Origin of the sequence: Microbacterium sp. USHLN186, from assembly GCF_037145155.1 — a bacterium.
In the GTDB taxonomy this organism is placed as follows: domain Bacteria; phylum Actinomycetota; class Actinomycetes; order Actinomycetales; family Microbacteriaceae; genus Microbacterium.
In genome coordinates this window covers 54,760-74,810 of the sequence record NZ_JBBCYA010000003.1, presented here as the reverse complement: position 1 = coordinate 74,810, position 20,051 = coordinate 54,760, and the positions used below count along the sequence as shown (strand labels likewise).

The following is a 20,051-nucleotide window of genomic DNA, read 5'->3' as shown; positions in this document are numbered from 1 at the left end:
CCCTACTCTAAGGGGCGCTTCCTCCGTCCCTGCGCCGCCAGCAACGCCACCACCGCGATGAGAGACACGAATAAGAGGGCGTTGCGCACCGCCCCGCCAATCGATTCTTCAGATGCCTTGCTCGCCGCGCCGAGCCAATCCGCAGATGGACTAGCGGAAGGTCGGGTCAGGGGCCGAGCGTGTGGCGGTACTCCCGCCCCTACGCCGTGATGCGTGAGCACCTGCCACGAAGTGACGTAGTCCCTCGTGTCGTGAGGACCCGACAGTTCCTGATCGATAAACGCCGCGACGGGATCGTGGGGACCCGTGTCATGATAGCCGGCTATCTTTACCAGGGGAAAAGCTAATCCTTTCCGCTCGAAGTAGTGGTTGTAAGCGACGACCGCAGACAAAGGTTCGAAATCCTTCCATTCTGTTGGAAAGCTGAGTCCACTCGAGCCGACGCCGCCGTACTCCGCTGCATCCGCGCAGAAGTCATCTGGATACCCTGCATGCTCCACACCGCGACTGATCTGTACCATATATGAAAGACCAGTCATCATACGTGATTCTTCCTCACCGTATAAGTCGTCACCCTGAAGGTATGCGGTTTCAGCGGCATTTATAATGCCTCCAACACCGGCCGACGAATGCCACATGTCCCGACAGATCTCCTGATTCTGCCCATTCTGGTACACCAACCCCGGCTCAACTTTCGGGTCTTTCTTACAGGCGCGCGAAAAGTTATGGATCCACGAGCAGTCCTTCTGAGCTTCCGACCCTTGGAGAAGGGAGCTCGGCCGCTCCCCATCGCTTAACACGTAGATGTAGGCCGGGGTGACATCGCGCCAGATCGCGAGCGCACGATCGTAAAGGTTCCGGTCATCCAGAAAGATGCCGATGTTCATCAGCCCCTCTGCGGCGCTGGTGCGCCAGTTGTTGATGTGCGCAGTGCCCTCCCACAAGCGCGGCACGAAAGCCGTCCTCAACATCCGCTCGAACGACTCCACATCGAACGACTCGCTTCCGGGCGTAGGCACGTAGGTGTATCGGATGATTTCGGCCGCACGGACGAGCGTCTGCGACATCCACGCCGCGAAGAGATCGCCGACATGTCCATTTGCGTCGGTCGAGGCGAAGCCCTTCAACACATGCCCGTACGCATTAAGCGTCCTGACCGCGTTTTGGGCGTAGTACTCGTCGCCCCCGGAGTAGTAATAGAGCAAAGCGTTCGTGTAGGCGCTGTTGATTTGTGCTCCGATATCTCGCTTGGTTGAATTCGTGTGGTTCCGACCCTTTTCACCGCCGTATCCCGCATCGATGACACACCCATGGCTACTATGGGGATCGCATGGCGAGGATCGGTTCTGAGCATCCGAGTACACGTCCCACACGGGCTTCCGCTCAACAAGATCGCGGTTGGACGTGCTTTTCAACCAAGCGAAGATGGTCGCTTGCGGTTTTCCCCCAGCAACAATCTCCCTACGAACTGCCTCGAGCTCAGGAAGGCCAAGGAAGACGCCGGGATGCACGAATCCCGCAGCTGATGTCGTCGACGCGATCCCGTTCAAATACGGCGACTCGCTGGTCTCCGCGGTCGCGCTCGATCCATTGGGCAGCAGTAAGAGCATGCAGGTGAGACACGCCAGCATCGCAGCTGCCAACGCACGGCGAAGCGGACGGCTACGCACAGCGACCGCGTCCGGCCGCCCGTTCACGTTCAGTCCAGTCGTCCAACGAGAGCTCCTTTGGCGTCGATTGGCACCCGTGGACGCCGATAGTGTTCTGGTTTATCAAGTGCCCGTCGAGCCTACCTCCGGAGCCGACCCTTGAGACCTTCGGAGGCCGGGAGCCCGATGGCCGGCACCGGCACGTCCTGTCAAACGGCGAGCGGCTAGTATCTTCGTACTCATGGATGTTCAAGCCGTTCAGCAGATCCACGTCGACGCGGCCGGGCAAGACGACAACCTCGGAGACTCGGCTCTCCGAAACGCGTACCTGAAAGCTGTTGACGGGCCTCGACGGATGTTTCGCGTCGTCGGGCGCACTCAGACAACCGATTACATCGCCGGGCTTGATCTGCGGGAGCGGCACATCTGGTATGCGGATAGGGAAGCATGGGTGGGTGCGATTGATCTCGCCTCTCCAGTTGTCCACATCTTCAATGCTGGTGAGATCGCTTTGGCCGGCGCCGACGACGCCGGATATCCGACGAAACGCCGCACGGCGGAGCTCGCCGCAGCGAAGAAGTCCGGCGGTGCGGTAATCGCCGCGGGCATCGGGCTTAAGGAGCCACGGCTGGCACGTGCCGTGCACTTTCGAGCGGCCTTCCGTGACGCGGACATAGTGTCGTGGCGCGACTTCGGCTCTCAGCGGGCAGCAGGCTTCGGAGAGGTGAACCCTGACTGGGCGTTCGCGCTTGGCACGAAGACCTCGAGCTGGCTCGCGGCTGCTTCTCGCGAGATGCTCGCGGTCACACTTCGCTTCGACAGGCCCTACCCTGATGCGCGTTGGATCGCTGCTGTCAGATCGCTAGCGCAAGTGACGTCGACGAGGATCGTAACCGTCGCACAGGTGTCTCGAGATGCCCCGCGGGCAGTCCAACTCGCGGCAGACCTCGGTGGCGAGTACTTGCTTCCCCCGAGCCTCTCCCACGATTCTCTAGACGCCCATGTTCGGGCCGTCTACCAGCGTTCGCTAGCAGTGGTGAGCGATCGCGCACATGCCTTGATCATGGGGGCCACTGAAGGCGCTTACCCCATCGGGTCCGGAGCTGATCCAGGGAAGATTTTCCGTCTGATGGATACTGTCGGCCTCGGTGCCCTCATCGGACGTTTCGATGAGCTGGATGTCTTCGCCGACCAGCTTCCTGATCGGCTGCCAGAGTTAGCTCCCGCTATCGATGAAGCGAGAGGGCAACTGGCCCGGCTCACGCTACGCATTCAAGCAATCATTAGTTCCGTTACGCCGTAACGCCATCTGAGGAAAACGATGTGCGCTCAGTACTACGGGTCTACACGGTTCAGTGTGCACTCCCCTGGAGACCTGAGTTGGCGAATTTCCAAGGATTCGGCCGCCGCCTACGCACCGAAGCTCTTCAGCGCGGAACGCATGAGACTTCGAAGCGACGTATTTCTCAATCTCGCGCTCCCCGTGTACGCGACGTGGGCGGAGCGCTTCGAGTATCGCCATATCGTGCACTTCTCAAGCGACCTTCCGCGGCAGTGGCGGGCCGGTCTCGAGACAGCCGCCGAGCAGTTTCCGTTTCTTCTCCTCGACGAAGTGGAAGGAGCATGCGACCCGCGAGAAATGATCAGGGGTGACATGATTCGTGCGGGTAGGTCCGATGGTCCGGTCGTCTGGTTCCGCGTAGACGACGACGACGTACTGGCGGCAGACTACCTGGAGAGCCTCGATTCGTTCGCGTCCGCGGATCATATGGGCTATGCCGTCTCGTTTGGTCTTGGAATCGCTGCCGTCTACGAGCAAGGACGCCACCGTGACTTCCGTTTCATGCGCCAGCTGCTTCCCTCCGCCGGTCAGGCCTATATAGGCGAGTTCAATGCGGAGTCCGGCGCACTTAGCGGCTTGGAAGCCGGCCCTCATGACAAGGTCGATGCTCTTCGCCCAGTCATTCTCGACTCCCGAGAGCCCATGTACCTACAGACGCACCATCGCCATCAGGACAAGGCTTTCGGAAAGGATGAGGATCATCTCGTGCGCCACAACAGACACCAAGACAGCGTTGATTGCGGGACGCTGGTGAAGAAGTTTCCCACCATTGCACGCAGCGATCCCGCGGACCGCCCGACCTCAAGCTGACGCATTGAGCCGCTCGAGCTCTTCGAGGACTGTGGAGATGAACGCCGGGGCGGGGATCTTGACGTGTCCCGGCCCGTCATCGCGAGTCGTTCGAATGATTCGTCCCGGCTGGATGGACTCCAAGCCCGCGGAAAAGGGCTCGAAATGCTCTTCGTTGTGATGTCGGTCACCAATGTTGGCCACGTAGCGGATGCGGGAGGGCACAATTCCGGTCGAGGCATACCGTTCCAGGACACTGACCCGTGGCGGGTGAGGCGGCGCGTCGGCCCCGAACACCGATCCCATCGCAACCCGCGTTACCCGTCGGACGTGATATTTGCGGACGTCCGTTTGGGGGTTGAAGGCGACCACCGTGGCTTCAGGGAAGTAGGCTCCGAGTTGAAGAGCGCCAAATCCCCCCATCGACGAGCCCGCGAGAACCAGATCTCGCGCGCCGAGTTCTTCCATGGCGCGCGACACGATAGTGGCCATCTGTGGGACCACATCAACAAGGGGAGTGCCCAGCCACCATCCGCCTTCAAGACCGAGTTCTAGATCCATCGTGGGGTCACCGAACGAGAGAATGCTGTGTCCAAGGTTCCGCAGGGAGTTCACCCACTCAAACCGAGGCAGAACATACTTGTCCCTGTTGAGCACGCCGTGGAAGGTGACGATAAGAACCGAGGAGCCCGTCGGGTGGACGAACGTTGGGAGCGCGACCGAGCCGACTTCGATCCAGTGCAGAGTGTCTCGCCTATCAATATGGAAGTCAGGCACGCCGCGGTGATGCCGCATGTTTGCATGGGACCCCTTTATCGCATTCCGAACCCCTGCCGGAGTTGGCAGCGCCGCCCGCGGATCGACGTACAACTGAGCATCTTGCAGTATTGCGCTCGCACCAAGATCGATGCCGCGATCTAGGCGAAGCAGGAGCCGGTCACGATCTTCGCCGTTCAGGGAACCGTCCAGCAACCTGGAGCGCATGGAGGCGCCTTCGAGGTCGAAGCGGACAGCTTCCTCGGGTGTTGGAAGCACCATACATCCAGCTCCTTCTCTTACCCGCGCCAAGCAGGACGATGGGCACATCGCCGTTCAATATACTGGGGTATCACAGCTTCATCTCGTGAACCCACTCCATCTGCCACATGCGCACGGGACTGCTCTTCGAGCCGAAACCTACACCGGAGCCACATTGAGTAAAGACCTACTGATCGGTTTATGTCACATCAAGCAGCTCCCGGCACCGGCGACAGCCGATGAAGAGGACAGGCTGAGCTACAATGGGCTCACCCGGCTCGATGTGGTGAGGTTCGCGAAGTGGAATCCCTCAAAAGCCGGGCTTGATCTGGTCGCCCGTCGATTCACCTCAGGCGTGTGCGACTGGAACGCTCTGAGAACTGATTTGCTTCTAGAGCAAGATCCAGCGTCCGAAGCACGGCTCGCGATGTTCACGACAGAGCACCTCATGATGCTCCTGGACGCACTGAGTTCCGCTCCCGATAGCGAGGTTGAAGCCGCCGTCGCACGCCGCATCGCCTACCGCCACGTCAACGGCGACCGCCTCAGTGAAGAGAATCTGCCACAACTAGCTTCGACCCTCCTCCGGTTCGACTGCGTCGAGCACGCGGGTTCCATCGCGGTGGATCTCGCGCCGGGCTCGTGGTCCAGGATCGTTGTCGAGGCTGAGCTCGCACACCCTCGATTCGGTGGTACTCATGATGGCCTCCTTGAGAAGCTCAACGAGGCCTACAGAGCGGCAGGAATGGTCGAGGTGTGTCTCCTCGACGGGGACGGCTCTCCGTTCAGCCGCCTGACAGCCGCTTCCGACCGCAAGGCGCGTGGCCCTTTGGTCTCAGTAATCATGTCAGCGTGGCGCCCTGGAGAGGAGATTTTCACCGCTGTTCGCTCCGTCATCGACCAGACCTACCAAGACTGGGAGTTGATCGTGACCGACGACGCTTCAGGTGCGGACTACGACGATGTCTTCTCCAAGTTGGAAGCGATAGACCCACGGGTGCAGGTGATCCGGAATGACGTGAATGCCGGCACTTATGTTCGCCGCAATGAAGCACTCAGCATCGCGTCCGGAGAGTACGTCACTTTTCACGATTCAGATGATTGGTCTCACCCGCAGAGGATCGAGATGCAGGCTCAGGATCTGGAAGCCCACCCTGGACGTATCGGAAACATCGTGCGTCATGCTCGGGCCACCGAGGAGCTATCTTTTGCGACCAACCGTGGAACCGCCCTCACCCTCACGGAGCCGGCCATCATGTTCCGCCGGGAGAGAGCACTCTCGAGCGCCGGCTTCTATGACGGGATACGCAAGGGCGCCGACCGCGAGTATCGCCTGAGGCTTGAGATTGTCACCGGTTCCACTGTTAAACTGATCGGTCCGATGGCACCGGTGCAGCTGATGCTCGCATCTTCGACTTCGTTATCCGGGTCGGATTTCGGGCCCGGTTGGATGACATCGGCACGGGTAGCGTACCGAGCTGCAGTGGATCGGTACCACGACCTCGTCAGGTCGAAATTCGCCGAAGGCCGAATTGCCCTTGAGGACACAAGCCGGCGCTTCGTCGCGCCGCCTGACCTCCTCCATCCCGGCGGCGCCCGCGAAACACGGGTGAGGGTTGATGTCCTGGTCATCATAGATGGGCAGAGTCGGCGAGGTCGGGAGGCGTTCTTGAGACAGGTTTCGCTGGAAATGCGCGAAGCCGCCTCCGCTGGCTTGTCAATCGGTCTGCTTCATAGTGACTCCCTCGGAATCCGGCGAGGCGGACCGAGGCTTTCGTCTCTACTGCAAACACTCGTCGATGAGCATGTCGTCTATCAAGTCTTCGAAGATCAGCCTGTCGATACTCCGCTTGTCGTGATCCGTCATGCGAGCGCCGTACAAGCCCACAGCACCGCGCGTCGTCCGATCGAGACGTCGCGAGCCGTCATCGTTGAAGATCCCTCCGGTGGAGACGTACGACAGATCACGTTCACGGTCACAGATGTTCAGTCCACAGTTGCTGCCTGGCTGGGCGTCGAGCCCAGCTGGGGAAGCATCTCGGAACTCTCGCGGTTCGCTACCTTAAGCAGACGTGCGACGCTTTGTCCTCAGGTGCTGGCCACATTCAGTGCGCCCGGCGCACAGATGAAATACGAGGACCAGCTCGTTACTAACGCAGGACGAGAGTTTGATGTTCGGTTCCAGCGCGCATTTCGGTCTGCCCTCGGCACCGACTTGGTGTATGGGGTTGGGGCGCTGGACGCATACCTAGGCTTAAACGCTGACTCCCCAGCCGCAAGAAGGCTCGAGCGCACGAAGCGGTTCGTCGACGACCTCAAGGAATCAAGAGCAGGACTCGTGCGAGTTCTCATCGCTTCGCCCGAACCGGTGAGCGATCAGCGGTTGCAGGAGGCGCAAGTGCTCCTCGACGACGCGACTACCCGTTTCATCGTCAATGATCTAACCGTAGACACTCCCGATCCCTCTCGGACCGTACGTATCCCATCCGCTGATTTGTCGTCGCTCCTTTCGGGGTATCCCACAAGAACCCGAGAGCCGGGACGTCTACTATCCCTCTCTCGAAGTGGGTCAAATGCGTTCGCAATAAGCGCGCTGCGCACATTCTTCGTCTCGCGTACGCCCGGTCTGTCATTGCGCGTGGTGGCTCCTGCCGATGCAACCCTGTTGGTCGAATGCGCACGCGCTATGGAGCGGACGCCTCGACAAGTAAGCCAGCGGCTCGGAATGCTGTCCGACGCAGCTCTCGTCGAGGAGATCACTGGGGCAGAGCTCGTAATGGTCCCCGACGTGAGGTCGCCCGACGCGTATCAGCTTGCGATGATGTGTCTGGCACTGCGAACGCCCGTGCTCACCCCGAGCAACCCGACAGCTGAATCAATGTGCGAGGCAGTTGGTGACAACTGGGTAATCCCACTCTCGGATCCGTTGACCGCCGAGCGAGTCGACAATGCTGTGCATCGGGCTCGCGAACATCCGGAAGACGCATCACCAAACCTGAGCGGACGCGACTTTAACTACATAGGGGCGGAGTACGCGCATGTGTTGCTCGATGCCGCCCGGGAGATCCGTAGAACGATATTTGGGACGGCCGAAGACGGTCGGAAGTCCCCGGCAGCGAATGAAATGAATTGGGTTGAAGCATGAACTCTGACACGACACAGGTCTCAGCGCTGGTCACGATCATCGTGCCAGTATTCAATGATGAGGAAACAATCGCGGCAGCGCTAGACAGCGCTGTTGACCAAACCCTCACCCAGATCGAGATCATCGTCGTCGACGACGCTTCTTCCGACAAGACTCCGGAAATCGTTGCTAGCTATATGAAGCGCGACCCGCGAATTCGTCTCATTCGTCATCCCGAAAATATGTCTGCTTTCCAAGCACGGCGGGCTGGAATCTTCGCGGCGAACGCACCATACGTTCTCTTCCTCGACGGCGACGACGAGCTGGACCGTAACGCGGCGGCTAGAAGTGCAGCAACCGCCGAGGCTCATGAAGCGGACATAGTCCAGTTCGGGATCCAGATCTTTTATCCGAATGGCAAGTCAGGCGATGCGTGGGAACAACGTAGCCAGCCAAAGCATACGGAACTGCTCGGTGATGACATCCTGCCAGCTCTCTTTCCTCCGAACGGGAGAGCCGCGGGTCAGCTTTGGAAGTATCTCTTCCGAACCGAGGTGCTCAGATCTGCGTACGATCTCACACCGCGGGGTGCCCGATTTTATCGTGCAAATGATCTCCCCATTGCATTTCTGGCAGCCTTGGTTGCTCGTCGCTACAGGTCCATCCCTGACAAGCTCTACCGCTATTTCTGGCGACGCGGAGCAAGTACCCTCGAGGCAACGGCTCAGGAAGCCATAGCCTTCCAGGTGAGCGCCATCGATGCTTTCCGCGCGACCGACGATGCCGTCCGCGAGGCTGCATATCGGCATACTAACCCTGAAGCTTTATTGGCTAGCCACGCCGCCGCCACGCTTTCGATCGCCGGAATTGCGATGCGATGGGCTCTAGGCACTTCCGACCACCACTTGTTCGACCTAGCTGTTGGTGAGATCCGGGATCGCGTCGGCAGCATCGATATGATTCGTGCCGCGGTCCGCCATCAACCCGCGGTGCTGGAGCGTCTCGCTGAGGCCACCGAGCCACCACGCCTCGGGGAGCGAGAAGTAAAGAGCGTGCTGATAACTACTGCGAACCTGACCACTGGTGGCGTCTCGATGGTCGTTCTCGCTCAGGCAGCCTTCCTCGCCCAGCATGGACATAAAGTATCGATCGCTGTCCGCCGTTCCGGAAACGACTCGACCCTTCTACCGGAGGATACACCGTTCTACGAAGTCATCAACGGCGATCTTGCCGACCGCCTCGATACGTGGGCAGACATATGCCGACGCGAACAGGTTGACGTCGTCATTGATCATCGGATTCTCTACTCCACCGATTGGCATGCATATGCCCTTATGGCAGCCGCTCTCGGAATCCCTACGATCGGATGGATTCACAACTTCGCAGGCCGCCCTACTTATGATCTCAACGACATGCATGGCTATTTGAAGCGCTCCCTGCCGTCGCTAGCTCACGTAGTCGCACTCTCGCCATTGGACGTCGCCTTTTGGAAACTCCGTGGCATCTCTCACGTATCATATCTTCCGAACCCACCCTCCCCCATGATTCTCAATCAAGGGGCAGACGTACCCCGTAGACATGCGCCTGGAGATCGCCTTGAACTTGTCTGGATCGGCAGGCTCGAACAGCACACTAAGCAGGTGCGTGAACTTATCGCGATCGCATCCGAGCTGCGAACCCTCGAAGTCGAATTCCGACTTCGTGTAATCGGACCGGATCAGCCCGGCTACAGTGCAGCCCGCCTGAACGCTGCTGCCGAGAAAGCCGGTCTAGCCTCGTATCTCGAAGCGGTTGGAGCTCTTCGAGGCTCGGAGCTCGTGGCAGCTCTAGACGGTGCGGATGCGTTCGTGGGAACGAGTGTGATCGAGGGCTACCAGCTAACGATCATCGAAGCGCAGTCCCGCGGGCTTCCAGTATTCATGTATGAAATGCCGTGGCTCGTCCCTGTGCAAGACAACCAGGGCGTGGTATCGGTACCGCAGGGAGACGCACTCGGTCTTGCGCGGCAGATGGCCGCGATTCTCAGGGACCCGGAGCGTTACAATCAACTTTCGAGCGCTTCGCTAGCTGCCGCACGCAGGTTGCTTGACGTCGATTACGCTGCCCTCTATGTCAAGCTGGTCAATGGCGCGCTGGACACCGCATATTCCCCAGAGCCGTCTCTGCAGGACGCGAGTCAACTCCTCGACCTGACAATCTTCTTCGCTGAGCGGCATTCGGGTATCCGGGAGAAGCTTCACAAGGCCGAGCGAACGGGCCGGGCTGCACTCGAACGAGTCGAGAAAATGGAGCGCAAGGAGGCCTACCTCCGACGGCAGCTCTCCCGCATAGAGAAATTGGAGCGCAAAGAGGCTTATCTCCGTCAACAGCTCTCGATCGCACGGAGAAATGCTGACCGCGGCGATACAAAGGGCTCTGCAACCACCCTCAGTGCCCCTGACGTTACTGGCCTCGATGTGGCTGGCGTGCGCGACACCCCGGCGCCCGCACGTTCTGAACTTCTCAAGCGAGGGCCGATCGCGAAGCTCTTGATGCGCGCCCGCCGGAACCTCGGGGCCGCCCTCCGTCTGCGCGCGCGACGCACCCGGGTCGTTGGCGGCACGATTCGCGACAGCCGCTTGATACTCGATATTCGTGCCCCGCATGGCCACGAAGTAGTCGGAGCGGAACTTCGACGGCATCTCGCCGACGGAACGATCGAGCTTCCGTTGGAAGTATCTCGGAAAGGTCCAGGACTCTACTCTGCATCGCATGACGTTACGGAGGGCGGGAAGCGTCGGTGGCGAGTCGCAGCGAGGGTGAGGTCTAAAGGACGCGAGAAGACGCTGGAGCTTCCGATCGAGACCAGGGCGTCCTCGTCTGGCGATGCGCACATGAACATTCGGTTCAACGATGGCGAAACTGTCCAGTTCTTCAGGTCATCTGGGCGCGCCAGTAAGAGCGCTAGGGTTTGAGCCGCGCCTGGCGGGTGCTGCTTCCGTCGTCAGTGCGTCCCATATCGTGATGGCACTTCCCGTGCGGTTCTCGTCGTCCTTGACGTAGGAAGGCCATCGTGGGATGACCTCTTGCTTCCGCCAAGAAGCAAAGAGAGATCGCACGATGACCCCTCGTGCTATCAGAACGCGGACCTGCGCCGGGTCGACACCTCGAACAGCGCGGGCCCGGTCCGGTGAGGGTATGACCGCGCAGCTCGGGTCCGGCCGGTTCAGCAGAACGCCGTCTTCCAACGCTTCACCGGTGCCCAAGGCCCATATTCGCAACCGGTACCGAGAGCTGCACGAGTCATAGCGCGAGTTTCCGAACACGACCGTTCACGGGTAGATCGTAGACTGCGGGCCACGCCAACGCTATGACGCGGTCGAGTAGTTGCCCTTCACGGCGCTCCCTGCTGCTGACTGAGAGCATGTATCGCAGAATCACACGGGAATTCACGATGATGTGAGTGTCGTGTGCAATATCTGACTCGAGAAGCACCTTGTTGAACCAGCTCACCATACGGTGTTCCCAGTAGAAGAGATCCAGAGGCTCGTACCCGTCAACGTGAAGTATCCCGGTCGTCGCTATCATCTCATCGAAGGCTTCCACCGCAGGACCAGAGGACACGGCTCCGCCCGTAAGGAGCGATGCGAATCCACGAGCACCTATGCCTTCTTCTGGTGGACTTCTGTAAAATGCACGGGCAATTTCGTAAAGGTTCGATCGCACATGAAGGCGGTCGGCAGGCAGCTCCCGAAGATACGATGCTGCGATCGACCGCCCGTGGCTCACGAACGTGTTGCGTTCCAGTATTGCCTCGAGAGAAGCATCCAAAGCCGAGGCTTTCGATAGCGGCCTCACCTTGTATGAATGATGCTTGAGTTTGAGCCACGAAGAGAGTTCCCTGGCCACTTCCGAATCTCGCTTCGATACGTTCTTCGGGTCGCGATGTCGCTCGTAAGTGAAGAACAACGAGTCTGCTAGCAGAGGGCGCATGACAGCCGTCGTAACTCGACTGTCCAATCCGGCCGTCAACGACACCATCGGTCCTCCCCCACTCCGCGCAAGGAAAGGAAGCTGGCGCTGCATCAGATCCAGGACGGTGTGTGCGGCGTCCTCAGACCCGTGCCGGTCCATCGGCAGAGGGCCCACCCTGTTGATGCTGAAGTCCCGGAGGTTCAGTTCCGTGTTCGCCGTTAGCATCCGTACACCGTCGAAGCGAGTGTACGTTCCGGGGAAAGTGGAAGCATTATGCTCCGCTAGCCAACGGTGCCCACCAAAAGGTGAGAGATCCAATCCGCCAGCGGCCTCCGATAGTAGGTTCTGGTGAGATGAGATGAGCTGGTCTCGGGACGAGTATGAAGCCGACAGCATCCCCGTCGCGTCGGTCTGCAGGAAGCCCTCGCTGTTGGACTGGCCGAGAATTACGTACCGGCCCGCGAGCCACTCCAGCGCTTCATCCAGATCAGCCTTAGAAGATCGCCAAGCCCGATGCAACACGTCGACGACGGCTGCGCCCTCGACCTCGGTGCGCAAGTCAATCGCGTTGCCGATCAGAAGAAGACTCTTCTCGCCATCGCTTCGAAAAGTGGCCGCAAGACGGGGGTCACGAGTTAAATACCACGAGCCGACAACGCTGCTGCGCCAATGCGCCACGGGAGCCGCCTGATGCTTCTTCGACAAGAGATAGCCGCGCGCGAAAAGTGTGTGGGTGAAGTCGCCTCGCGGCGGGATCGCGGAGTCATTCACAGCAGCTTCGTGCCACCTCAACGTCGACGTCATACGACCAATGCTCTCACGGGTGTTGGGCCGGACAGCACGCGGTTGAACCGTTGCCGGGCCGGGCATACGCTGCCAGCCTAGGCTTACGTCTTGATGAACGCCGCTCCTTCCAGTTGGTCGATCAGGGTACGGGAACCATTAACCGGGGGCCCACGGGCACATTCGTCGATGTGCGCGAGTTCTGCAAGATATCCGACTCGAGAAGAGCCTCATGGAACGAGCTGACTATGCCGCGTTACCACCGCAGGAGGACGGCATGATCACCATTTCCAGAGCGTCGAAGGCAGGTCTGCCAGACTGTTACGTGACCGAGTCACGACGGTTGGCGCTCAATGCAAGCCGAAGCAGCCCGACTGTGAGGAGAACGATAGAAGCTATGCCGAAAATGATCAAAATGCCCCCCACACCCGTGGGTTTGTCTCTCGACTCAAGGTGAGCATCGGGTGTCCCGGGAGCGGGGGGAGGTAAGGGCTCGGCTGAGGCCGGGACTCCCTCACCTATCCCGGAATGCGTAAGCACCTGCCACGCGCTAACATATCCGTAGGTGTCGCGCGGACCCGATCGATACTCCTTCACGTACCTTGCGATAGGGTCTGATTCCTCGCGAGCGGGCGAGTAGCCGGGAATGTCGATCGACGAGAACGAGACACCGAGTCGATTTGAATAGTGGTTTTGCGCAACGACCACGGAAAGCGGCTCAGTCGAGTCCCAGTCCTCCGGAAGTGCGCCTTGCTCGGCTGCGGCCCCGGAACCGGCTGTCACTGCGCAGAAGTCTGCTGGATACCCGTGCTTCTTGACGTTCTGGCTGAGCTGGATCATGTATGACAGTCCCGTCCTGATCCGAGTCCCCTCTTCTGCGTATAGATCGTCGCCCTGCAGGAAGGCCGTCTCCGCGGCGTTGATGATGCCACCAACCCCTGCAGAGGAGTGCCACATATCGCGGCAGATCTCTTGATTCTGGCCGTTCTGATACATGATGCCGGGAGACTTCTTCGGGTGCGATTTGCAGGCTTCCGCACGGTTGTCGGCCCAGCGACAGTCCAGTTGAGCGTCAGTGCCGTCGAGGAGCGATGCCGGGCGCGGACCGTCGCTCCTGAGATAGATGTAGGCAGGCGTCACCTCCCGCCAGATCTCCAGGGATCGCTCGTAGAGGCGGCGATCATCGAGGAAGATGCCGATATTCATCAGCCCCTCGGCCGCGCTTGTGCGCCAGTTGTTGATGTTGGCAGTGCCTCCTCGCAGACGAGGCACGAACGCCGTGCGCAACATTGATTCGAAGGCTGCAACATCGAACGACTGCTTGCCCTCCGTCGGCGAGTATGTGTAGCGAATAATCTCAGCTGCCCGAACGAGCGTCTGCGACATCCACGCAGCAAAGAGGTCCCCGACATGACTGTTCTCGGAGGAAGATGCGAATCCTTTGAATGTGTGAGCGTATGCGTTGAGCATGCGGATAGCATTCTGCGCATACTTCTCCTTACCGCCGGAGTAGTAATATAGCAACGCATTCGCATAGGCGCTATTGATCTGATAGCTCATGTTGCGCTTGCCGCGATCGGTGTGCTCGCGGCCAGCATCTCCATCGAATCCGGCCGCCATGATGCAACCGTTTCGCCCATGAGGGTCGCACTTCTTTGAGGGGTCGACAGCGTCTGAGTACACGTCCCATACCGGCGTGCGGTCGATAAGCCCGTGTTTTGTCTTCACCAACCACCGATAGATAGAAATCTGAGGCTCTCGCCGCTGTTTGACTTCACGTCGAACTGCCTCGAGCTGAGGGAGACCGAGGAAGACGCCGGGGTGGACGAATCCAGCCGATGAGGTAAGCGGGACGACACCGTTCAAGTAGGGAGACCCCTTGTTTTCGGCTTGTGCGGCACTTGGCGCGAGACCAGTGAGCAGAACAGCGCACGTGGTGGCGGCAACCGCGACCGCACGCCAGATGCGTCCACAGGGGCTGATCAAGGCCCAGTGCTGACGGTGGCCAGCGCGTCGCGCAGTGCGTCGGTGAAACGCCCCGGAGAAGGCGGTTGATGCCCGCCCTTCTGCTCGTAGGTGTGCAGGATATATCGGCGTGAGTCGTCTGTAACTACGATCTGTTCGAACGGCTGACGGTGATTTTCGTCATGCCAGTCAAGCGAGTTGGAGTAGTAGATCACCGTGTTTCCAGTCGGACGCTCATATCGCCTCAGCGCTGAGTAGCGGTCATCCAGTGGGGCGCTCCAGTCATGGTCGAAGGTGAATCGATCTGCTGGGGTTCCGTTCAAGACATCCGGCCGGCAATTGGCGAGATACCGTCGCTGCATCGCCGTGTGATAACGATAGATTTCTGTCTGCGGGTTGAAGACGAGCGCCGTCGAGCCCGGAACGAGCGCCGACACCTGCAAGGCCGCGAATCCCCCTCCGGACGACCCGGTAAAGATAACTTGCTTTGCTCCGAGCTGCGTGGCGACTGCCGTCGACCGCTCGGCGAGCAGCGAAAGCACATCTATCGCTGCTACACCGGTGAACCATGCGAGCTTCAGCTTGGGATCCAGCCACAAGCTGGGGTCTGCCCAATACAGGCAGGAGGTTCCGAACGGTTCCGTAGACCGAGCCCGCTCGAAGCGCGGGATCTGAAACTTCTCTCTGTCTAGGAGCCCGTGAAGCGTCACCACCAGTGTGTCCGAGTCCTGTGCCAGAAGGGCGCCATCCAACTGCCCCCCCTGTCCGAGATCTTCCTTGAAACGGCGTCGCTCGCCTGAGCACATCGTCCCTACGGCGGCTTCTAGTTCGGACATCGCCACAGTGTCGACCCCCGCGAACTCGCCGACCTCTCGATGCACTTCCTTGGCCATCCTTCTTCTCCTTCTTGATGTCTTCAGCTCGACCCTCAGGTCGTCCTGGTGCCCGTCAGGTCGAGACGGTTCCGGTCCGACCGTGCAGCCACCGCCTGAACCGACCGGGCCGCGAGGAGCCCGTCTGTTTGATGTCTGTGGCCCGGCCCTGACGGCCTTCTCTTCCGAGCTGAATCACGTGGTCGCCATCAGGCTGAGCATGCCATTCGCCACTACTTGCCGCCTGCAGTCCTGCGTCGAAGAACAGAGGGTGCTGCACACGGCCTACCGGAGTTTGGAAGATGCCGAACAGCCGCCACCGAACCTCTGCCAACGGAGCAATTTGTCTTGATGCGAGAGTGTGTCCGTCTGCAGTCGCTTTGAGCGCGAGGCCACGCCGCCTGAGGGTGCCGCGAACCTCACGCACAGCCACGACTCGGGTGAGCTTGGCTCGCTCGTCGGGTTCGATATTCAACTTCAGGCGCCCGTCGTCGATGTGGATGGCGCGAACCATAGCACGCAGCGAGTGAGAGGGTGCGGCATCCCCACTGATCAACTGAAGCCGCTGACCCGGTCGACGCACGAGGAGATGCGTAGCCGACAAGGTGAGCACCCTGGCCAGCTCGACTTCGAGCACGTAGGCATAGGAACCGAGGCGAGCAACGACCTGGAATGGCTCGCTGCCGATGGTGGACAACGGCAGACGCGCCGCCAGCAACCTCTCCACGGGCTCCTCGTCCTCGACAGCGGATGCGCGTGGCTTCAAGGGAGTGTGTTGAATCGGGGTGACTTCCGCTCCACGCAGTTCGAGCGAGGCGTGTCCGCTCACCTCGGCACATCTCACAACGATTCGCAGGTCATCCTCGTCTACTACGACGGACTCGATCGCAGGCGGCAGCGGGCGCGGTTCCGCCGTCTGCCAGGTTGCTTCAGCACTGAACCATGCCGTTACGGTGTCGACCACGTCGCCCTTCGCGAAGCTGAGCCCGCGCTTATCCCCGCCGCTGGCATCCTCCACGATCACCACTCGGTCCGTCGCGACCTGCAGGGTTTCCGCGGGGTGTCCCTGAGCGGAGACTGCATGCCTGACTACAACAGTAGACGCGGAAATCTGCTGCCCTTCGATTACGCGGTGCAGGCCTTCCTCGTCGATGAGTCGTTGCAGAGGCAAGTCGAAGTACCCCTGCTGCTTGCCCCCGAGAAGCGAATCCGAATGCATCACGCCTATCGTCAGGCCGCACTCCAGCGCCGCTCGGAGCTCTTCTACGACTCCCGCGAGGAACGATCTGCGCGTTGCGTGTGATCGTCCATCGAGGATCACGAGAAGGTCGAGATGTGAAGGCGCCGTGCTGCGCCCGAGGAGCGCTTCTGGCGCGTCCAGCGTCCTTGACACCTGTCGCGCCGGGAAAAGTGCAGTCTGCTCGCCGTCACTGATCAGATCGTGGGTGCGAAGCATCGAGCTGCGGTAGGCGATACGCGCCGGGTGGACCCACTTACCGCGGAAGTCCGAGCCAGAAAGGGACCCGACGTCGGCAAGCATGAGAACAAGAGGGATCTCCGGCCCCACCACCGCAACCGGAACACCAGTGACCGCTTCTAGCCGTTGGCGAAACTCCCGATCTGCCGCCTTCCGAATATCATCGAAGTAGCCGACCTTCTCCATCACCCGCTCCCGCCGGAACATGATCGCTGGTTCGCAGAGTCCCAATTGCATCCCTCTCTCGCTGTAAAGCGAGAGGTCTTCCGTCAGCCGGACGTTGTAGATGATGTTGGCCAACCGATGCTGCGCGTCGAGCAGATCTCGAACCTGAATCTCGATTCGCCGGGGATGCGACCAATCATCTGAGTCCTGCATCGTGACGAACTCGCCCTGGGCGAGATCGAGCGCTTCGTTTCGACGAACGTAAGTTCCGGCGTTCTCCGCGTTGCGCACGACCCGGATTCGCGTGTCCATCGCCGCAACCTGATCCAGCACATGGCTGAATTCGTCAGGAGACGCGTCGTCCGTGACGAGAAGCTCCCAGTTCTGATAGGTCTGATCGATGATCGAGCGGACGGCGAGGAGCAGTTCCTCCCCTGGTGACCAGCAGCTCATGATCACCGAAACCAGAGGCCCGCCCTCGATGCGCTCGGCCGGCTCCGCGCGCAGCTGAGTGAAAGGGACGGATCCCGGTCCCTCCGTTGTAACGGGCTCTAGTCCGAACCGTCGATAGATCTGGTTGAAGCGTGAAAGCAGCAGTTCGTGGCTTCCACCGAAACGTGGATGCGCCAGTTCCACGGTGAGAGCGTGTCGAAGATAGGTGTCGGACGTATAGATGCGCAGCAGCTGGCGAACATGCTTATCGAGTCCGGCCCCTATAAGATTCACTGCGAGGGCAGGCAATGCGGACTTATCGAAGCGCTCGCCTGCCAGAACTCTGTCTGCCACCGCTACGAGGATCGCATGCTCCGCCTCCGGGTCAAGGTGATGCGACGAAAGCGCTTGGCGAAGCAACCACAATTTGCTCGGGGAGATTTGCTCGAGCGTCGATGCGACTTCGGGGCCGCTCGCGTGCGCTCGCAATAACTCAACCCGAAGACTGTCCCAATCGAGCAGACCACGTGTAAAGCGCTGCACGAGAACTTCAAGCGCCCAGCGCGAACGGTTCCTCGCAGCGAATGTCACTACATCAGATGTTGGAGCTGCTGCCGCGTCGACCCTGAGCACTTCCATGCGCTCCCGCACTGTTGAGCATCGTCCGAGCGCATCGAGTGAGGGAGAAGCGAAAGACAATGCACGCGGGGCGTTCCGGGCCACATGCTCACCTTTAGGTGCTTCCACAACGTCTGACGAAGCAGCCGCTGCGACAGGCTGCTCTCCGCGCGCGAGCCTGATCAAGAAGTCATTCATGTTCGCCCATCGCTCCAACCCAAGAAAAGGACCGGCTCGTAAGCCGGGTCCATGTGTTTGTTCCCCGCGCGTGATCCGCGTCTAGGCGTATAGCCTATCCAGGCACGTGCTCGGGCGATCACAGGTGTTCGTGGCCTACTGGCCTACTGGCCTACTGGCCTACTGGCCTACTGGCCTACCGATCGCAGGCTGCCGTTCACGGGCAGGTCATACGCCTCCCGCCAAGCAAGGCCAATGATGTGGTCAAACACCGTCCCCGCCCGTCGATCGGTTAGAGGTACCGACAGCAGCAACCGCAGAATCACACGAGAGTTCACCAGTGTGTGGGTGTCGTGCGCAATATCCGATTCGAGTAGAACCTTGTGGAACCAACTGACGATGCGGTGTTCCCAGTAGAACAGGTCGAGCGGATCATAGTCACCCACGTCGAAGATCCCCGTGGCCGCAGCCATCTCGTCGAACGCTTCGACCACAGCTCGCGGAGGAGCTGAGCTTGAGGTCAAGATACGGGCGAACAGGCGAGGATCGACTACGGGACGTTCCTTACCCCGATAGTACGCGCGAGCGATTTCGTAGAGATTCGAGCGCACGTGCAGCCGATCAGCAGGCAGTTCATGCAGGTAGGACGCGGCGACGATACGACCGTGAGTGAGGAAGGTGCTTCGTTCGAGCACCGCGTCCAGCTCGGGCGATCTTGACGCAGTGGTCAACCCGTAGCCGTGGTGCCGCAAGCCGAGATGCGCTGCAAGCTGCGTTGCTATGGACCTGTCGTAGTCTGACCCGGACTTGCGGTCGTACACCTTCTCATACGTGAAGAAGAGAGACTGTGGGGCGAGCTCACGCATCGCCGCCATCGTGATTCGGCTGTCGAGTCCGGCGGTAAGCGAGACCAGCGGCCCACCGCCCCTCCGGGTGAGAAACGGGTGCTGCTGGCGCATGAGGTCCAGCACCTGACCAGCGATTTCGCGCGGCTCACCCGGTTCCGCTGGCAAAGGTCCCACCCGCCGGATCCTGAACTCTCTAACATCAAGCTCCGTGTTCGCAGTCAGCATGTGCACGCCTGCGAAGCGGGTGAAAGTTCCGGGGAATGCGTACGCGTTACGCTTGCGCAACCAGTCCGGCTCACCGAAGGTCGAATAGTCCAAGCCGCCGGCCGCCTCAGCGAGGAGATTCTGATGGGAGGAGACCATCCGCTCGGCCGCGGAGTAGGAAGCGGACAGCATCCCCGTTGCATCAGTTTGAAAAAAATCCTCCTCCGGTGACTGCGCCAGGATCACGTAGCGCCCCGCCAGCCACTCGAGCGCCTCGTCAAGAGCCGCCCGGGATACCCTCCACGCACGAAGGAGACCGTCCACGACGGGCGCGCCGTCGACCTGTGAGCGTAGATCGATCGCATTCCCGACCAGCAGAAGGCTGCGACCGTCGAGCTCGCGAAAAGTCGCCGCGAGACGAGAATCACGCGTGAGGAACCAGCGGCCTACCGCGTGATGTCGCCAGTGCGCCGCAGGGGCGGGCTTTAAGACACGAGACAGCAGGTAGCCCCGCGCGAACAGCAGATGCTCGAAGTGCTCCAGCGGCGAGATCGCGGAATCGTTCGCAGCGGCTTCATGCCACCCCATCGTGGAACTCATGGAAGCTATCGTCCCATGAGTTGGACGAAGGACAG

11 protein-coding genes are annotated in these 20,051 nt (G+C 60.2%); 4 read left to right on the top strand and 7 right to left on the bottom strand.

Annotated features, from left to right (window positions below; genetic code table 11):
* Positions 1 to 2: 2 nt before the first annotated feature.
* Positions 3 to 1,610: an alginate lyase family protein gene (locus WFG93_RS07810; RefSeq protein WP_336645774.1), complete on the bottom strand. Its 1,608-nt coding sequence runs from the start codon at positions 1,608 to 1,610 to the stop codon at positions 3 to 5.
* A 280-nt stretch (positions 1,611 to 1,890) separates the two neighbouring features.
* Between WFG93_RS07810 and WFG93_RS07805 the strand changes: the two genes are divergently transcribed.
* Together WFG93_RS07805 and WFG93_RS07800 are read left to right on the top strand one after the other, a co-directional pair.
* A complete protein-coding gene (locus WFG93_RS07805) occupies positions 1,891 to 2,952 on the top strand; it encodes a polysaccharide pyruvyl transferase family protein (RefSeq protein ID WP_336645773.1) in 1,062 nt (353 codons plus the stop codon).
* A gap of 18 nt (positions 2,953 to 2,970) precedes the next feature.
* Positions 2,971 to 3,801 carry a glycosyltransferase gene (locus WFG93_RS07800; protein ID WP_336645772.1) on the top strand — a complete coding sequence of 277 codons (831 nt, stop codon included), beginning with the start codon at positions 2,971 to 2,973 and terminating at the stop codon, positions 3,799 to 3,801.
* Here the strand turns inward: WFG93_RS07800 and WFG93_RS07795 are convergent.
* Complete coding sequence (locus WFG93_RS07795) at positions 3,793 to 4,818, bottom strand: hypothetical protein (RefSeq protein ID WP_336645771.1); 1,026 nt, start codon at positions 4,816 to 4,818, stop codon at positions 3,793 to 3,795. The genes WFG93_RS07800 and WFG93_RS07795 overlap by 9 nt on opposite strands.
* 85 nt (positions 4,819 to 4,903) lie before the next feature.
* Here WFG93_RS07795 and WFG93_RS07790 point away from each other — a divergent pair, with 85 nt between their 5' ends.
* Positions 4,904 to 7,942: a glycosyltransferase family 2 protein gene (locus tag WFG93_RS07790; protein WP_336645770.1), complete on the top strand. Its 3,039-nt coding sequence runs from the start codon at positions 4,904 to 4,906 to the stop codon at positions 7,940 to 7,942.
* Entirely contained in the window at positions 7,939 to 10,875 is a 2,937-nt protein-coding gene (locus tag WFG93_RS07785; protein ID WP_336645769.1) for a glycosyltransferase, read from the top strand. The genes WFG93_RS07790 and WFG93_RS07785 overlap by 4 nt, the downstream gene beginning before the upstream one ends.
* 328 nt (positions 10,876 to 11,203) lie before the next feature.
* Here WFG93_RS07785 and WFG93_RS07780 read toward each other — a convergent pair whose 3' ends face one another.
* The 5 genes from WFG93_RS07780 to WFG93_RS07760 all read right to left on the bottom strand — a co-directional run bounded on the left by WFG93_RS07780 (position 11,204) and on the right by WFG93_RS07760 (position 20,016).
* Complete coding sequence (locus tag WFG93_RS07780) at positions 11,204 to 12,679, bottom strand: hypothetical protein (protein ID WP_336645768.1); 1,476 nt, start codon at positions 12,677 to 12,679, stop codon at positions 11,204 to 11,206.
* A gap of 300 nt (positions 12,680 to 12,979) precedes the next feature.
* Positions 12,980 to 14,278: an alginate lyase family protein gene (locus WFG93_RS07775; RefSeq protein ID WP_336645767.1), complete on the bottom strand. Its 1,299-nt coding sequence runs from the start codon at positions 14,276 to 14,278 to the stop codon at positions 12,980 to 12,982.
* 362 nt (positions 14,279 to 14,640) lie between these two features.
* Entirely contained in the window at positions 14,641 to 15,516 is an 876-nt protein-coding gene (locus tag WFG93_RS07770; protein WP_336645766.1) for a hypothetical protein, read from the bottom strand.
* 55 nt (positions 15,517 to 15,571) lie between these two features.
* Positions 15,572 to 18,385: a glycosyltransferase family 2 protein gene (locus WFG93_RS07765; RefSeq protein WP_336645765.1), complete on the bottom strand. Its 2,814-nt coding sequence runs from the start codon at positions 18,383 to 18,385 to the stop codon at positions 15,572 to 15,574.
* Positions 18,386 to 18,552: 167 nt separating this feature from the next.
* Positions 18,553 to 20,016 carry a hypothetical protein gene (locus tag WFG93_RS07760; RefSeq protein WP_336645764.1) on the bottom strand — a complete coding sequence of 488 codons (1,464 nt, stop codon included), beginning with the start codon at positions 20,014 to 20,016 and terminating at the stop codon, positions 18,553 to 18,555.
* Positions 20,017 to 20,051 lie beyond the last annotated feature (35 nt).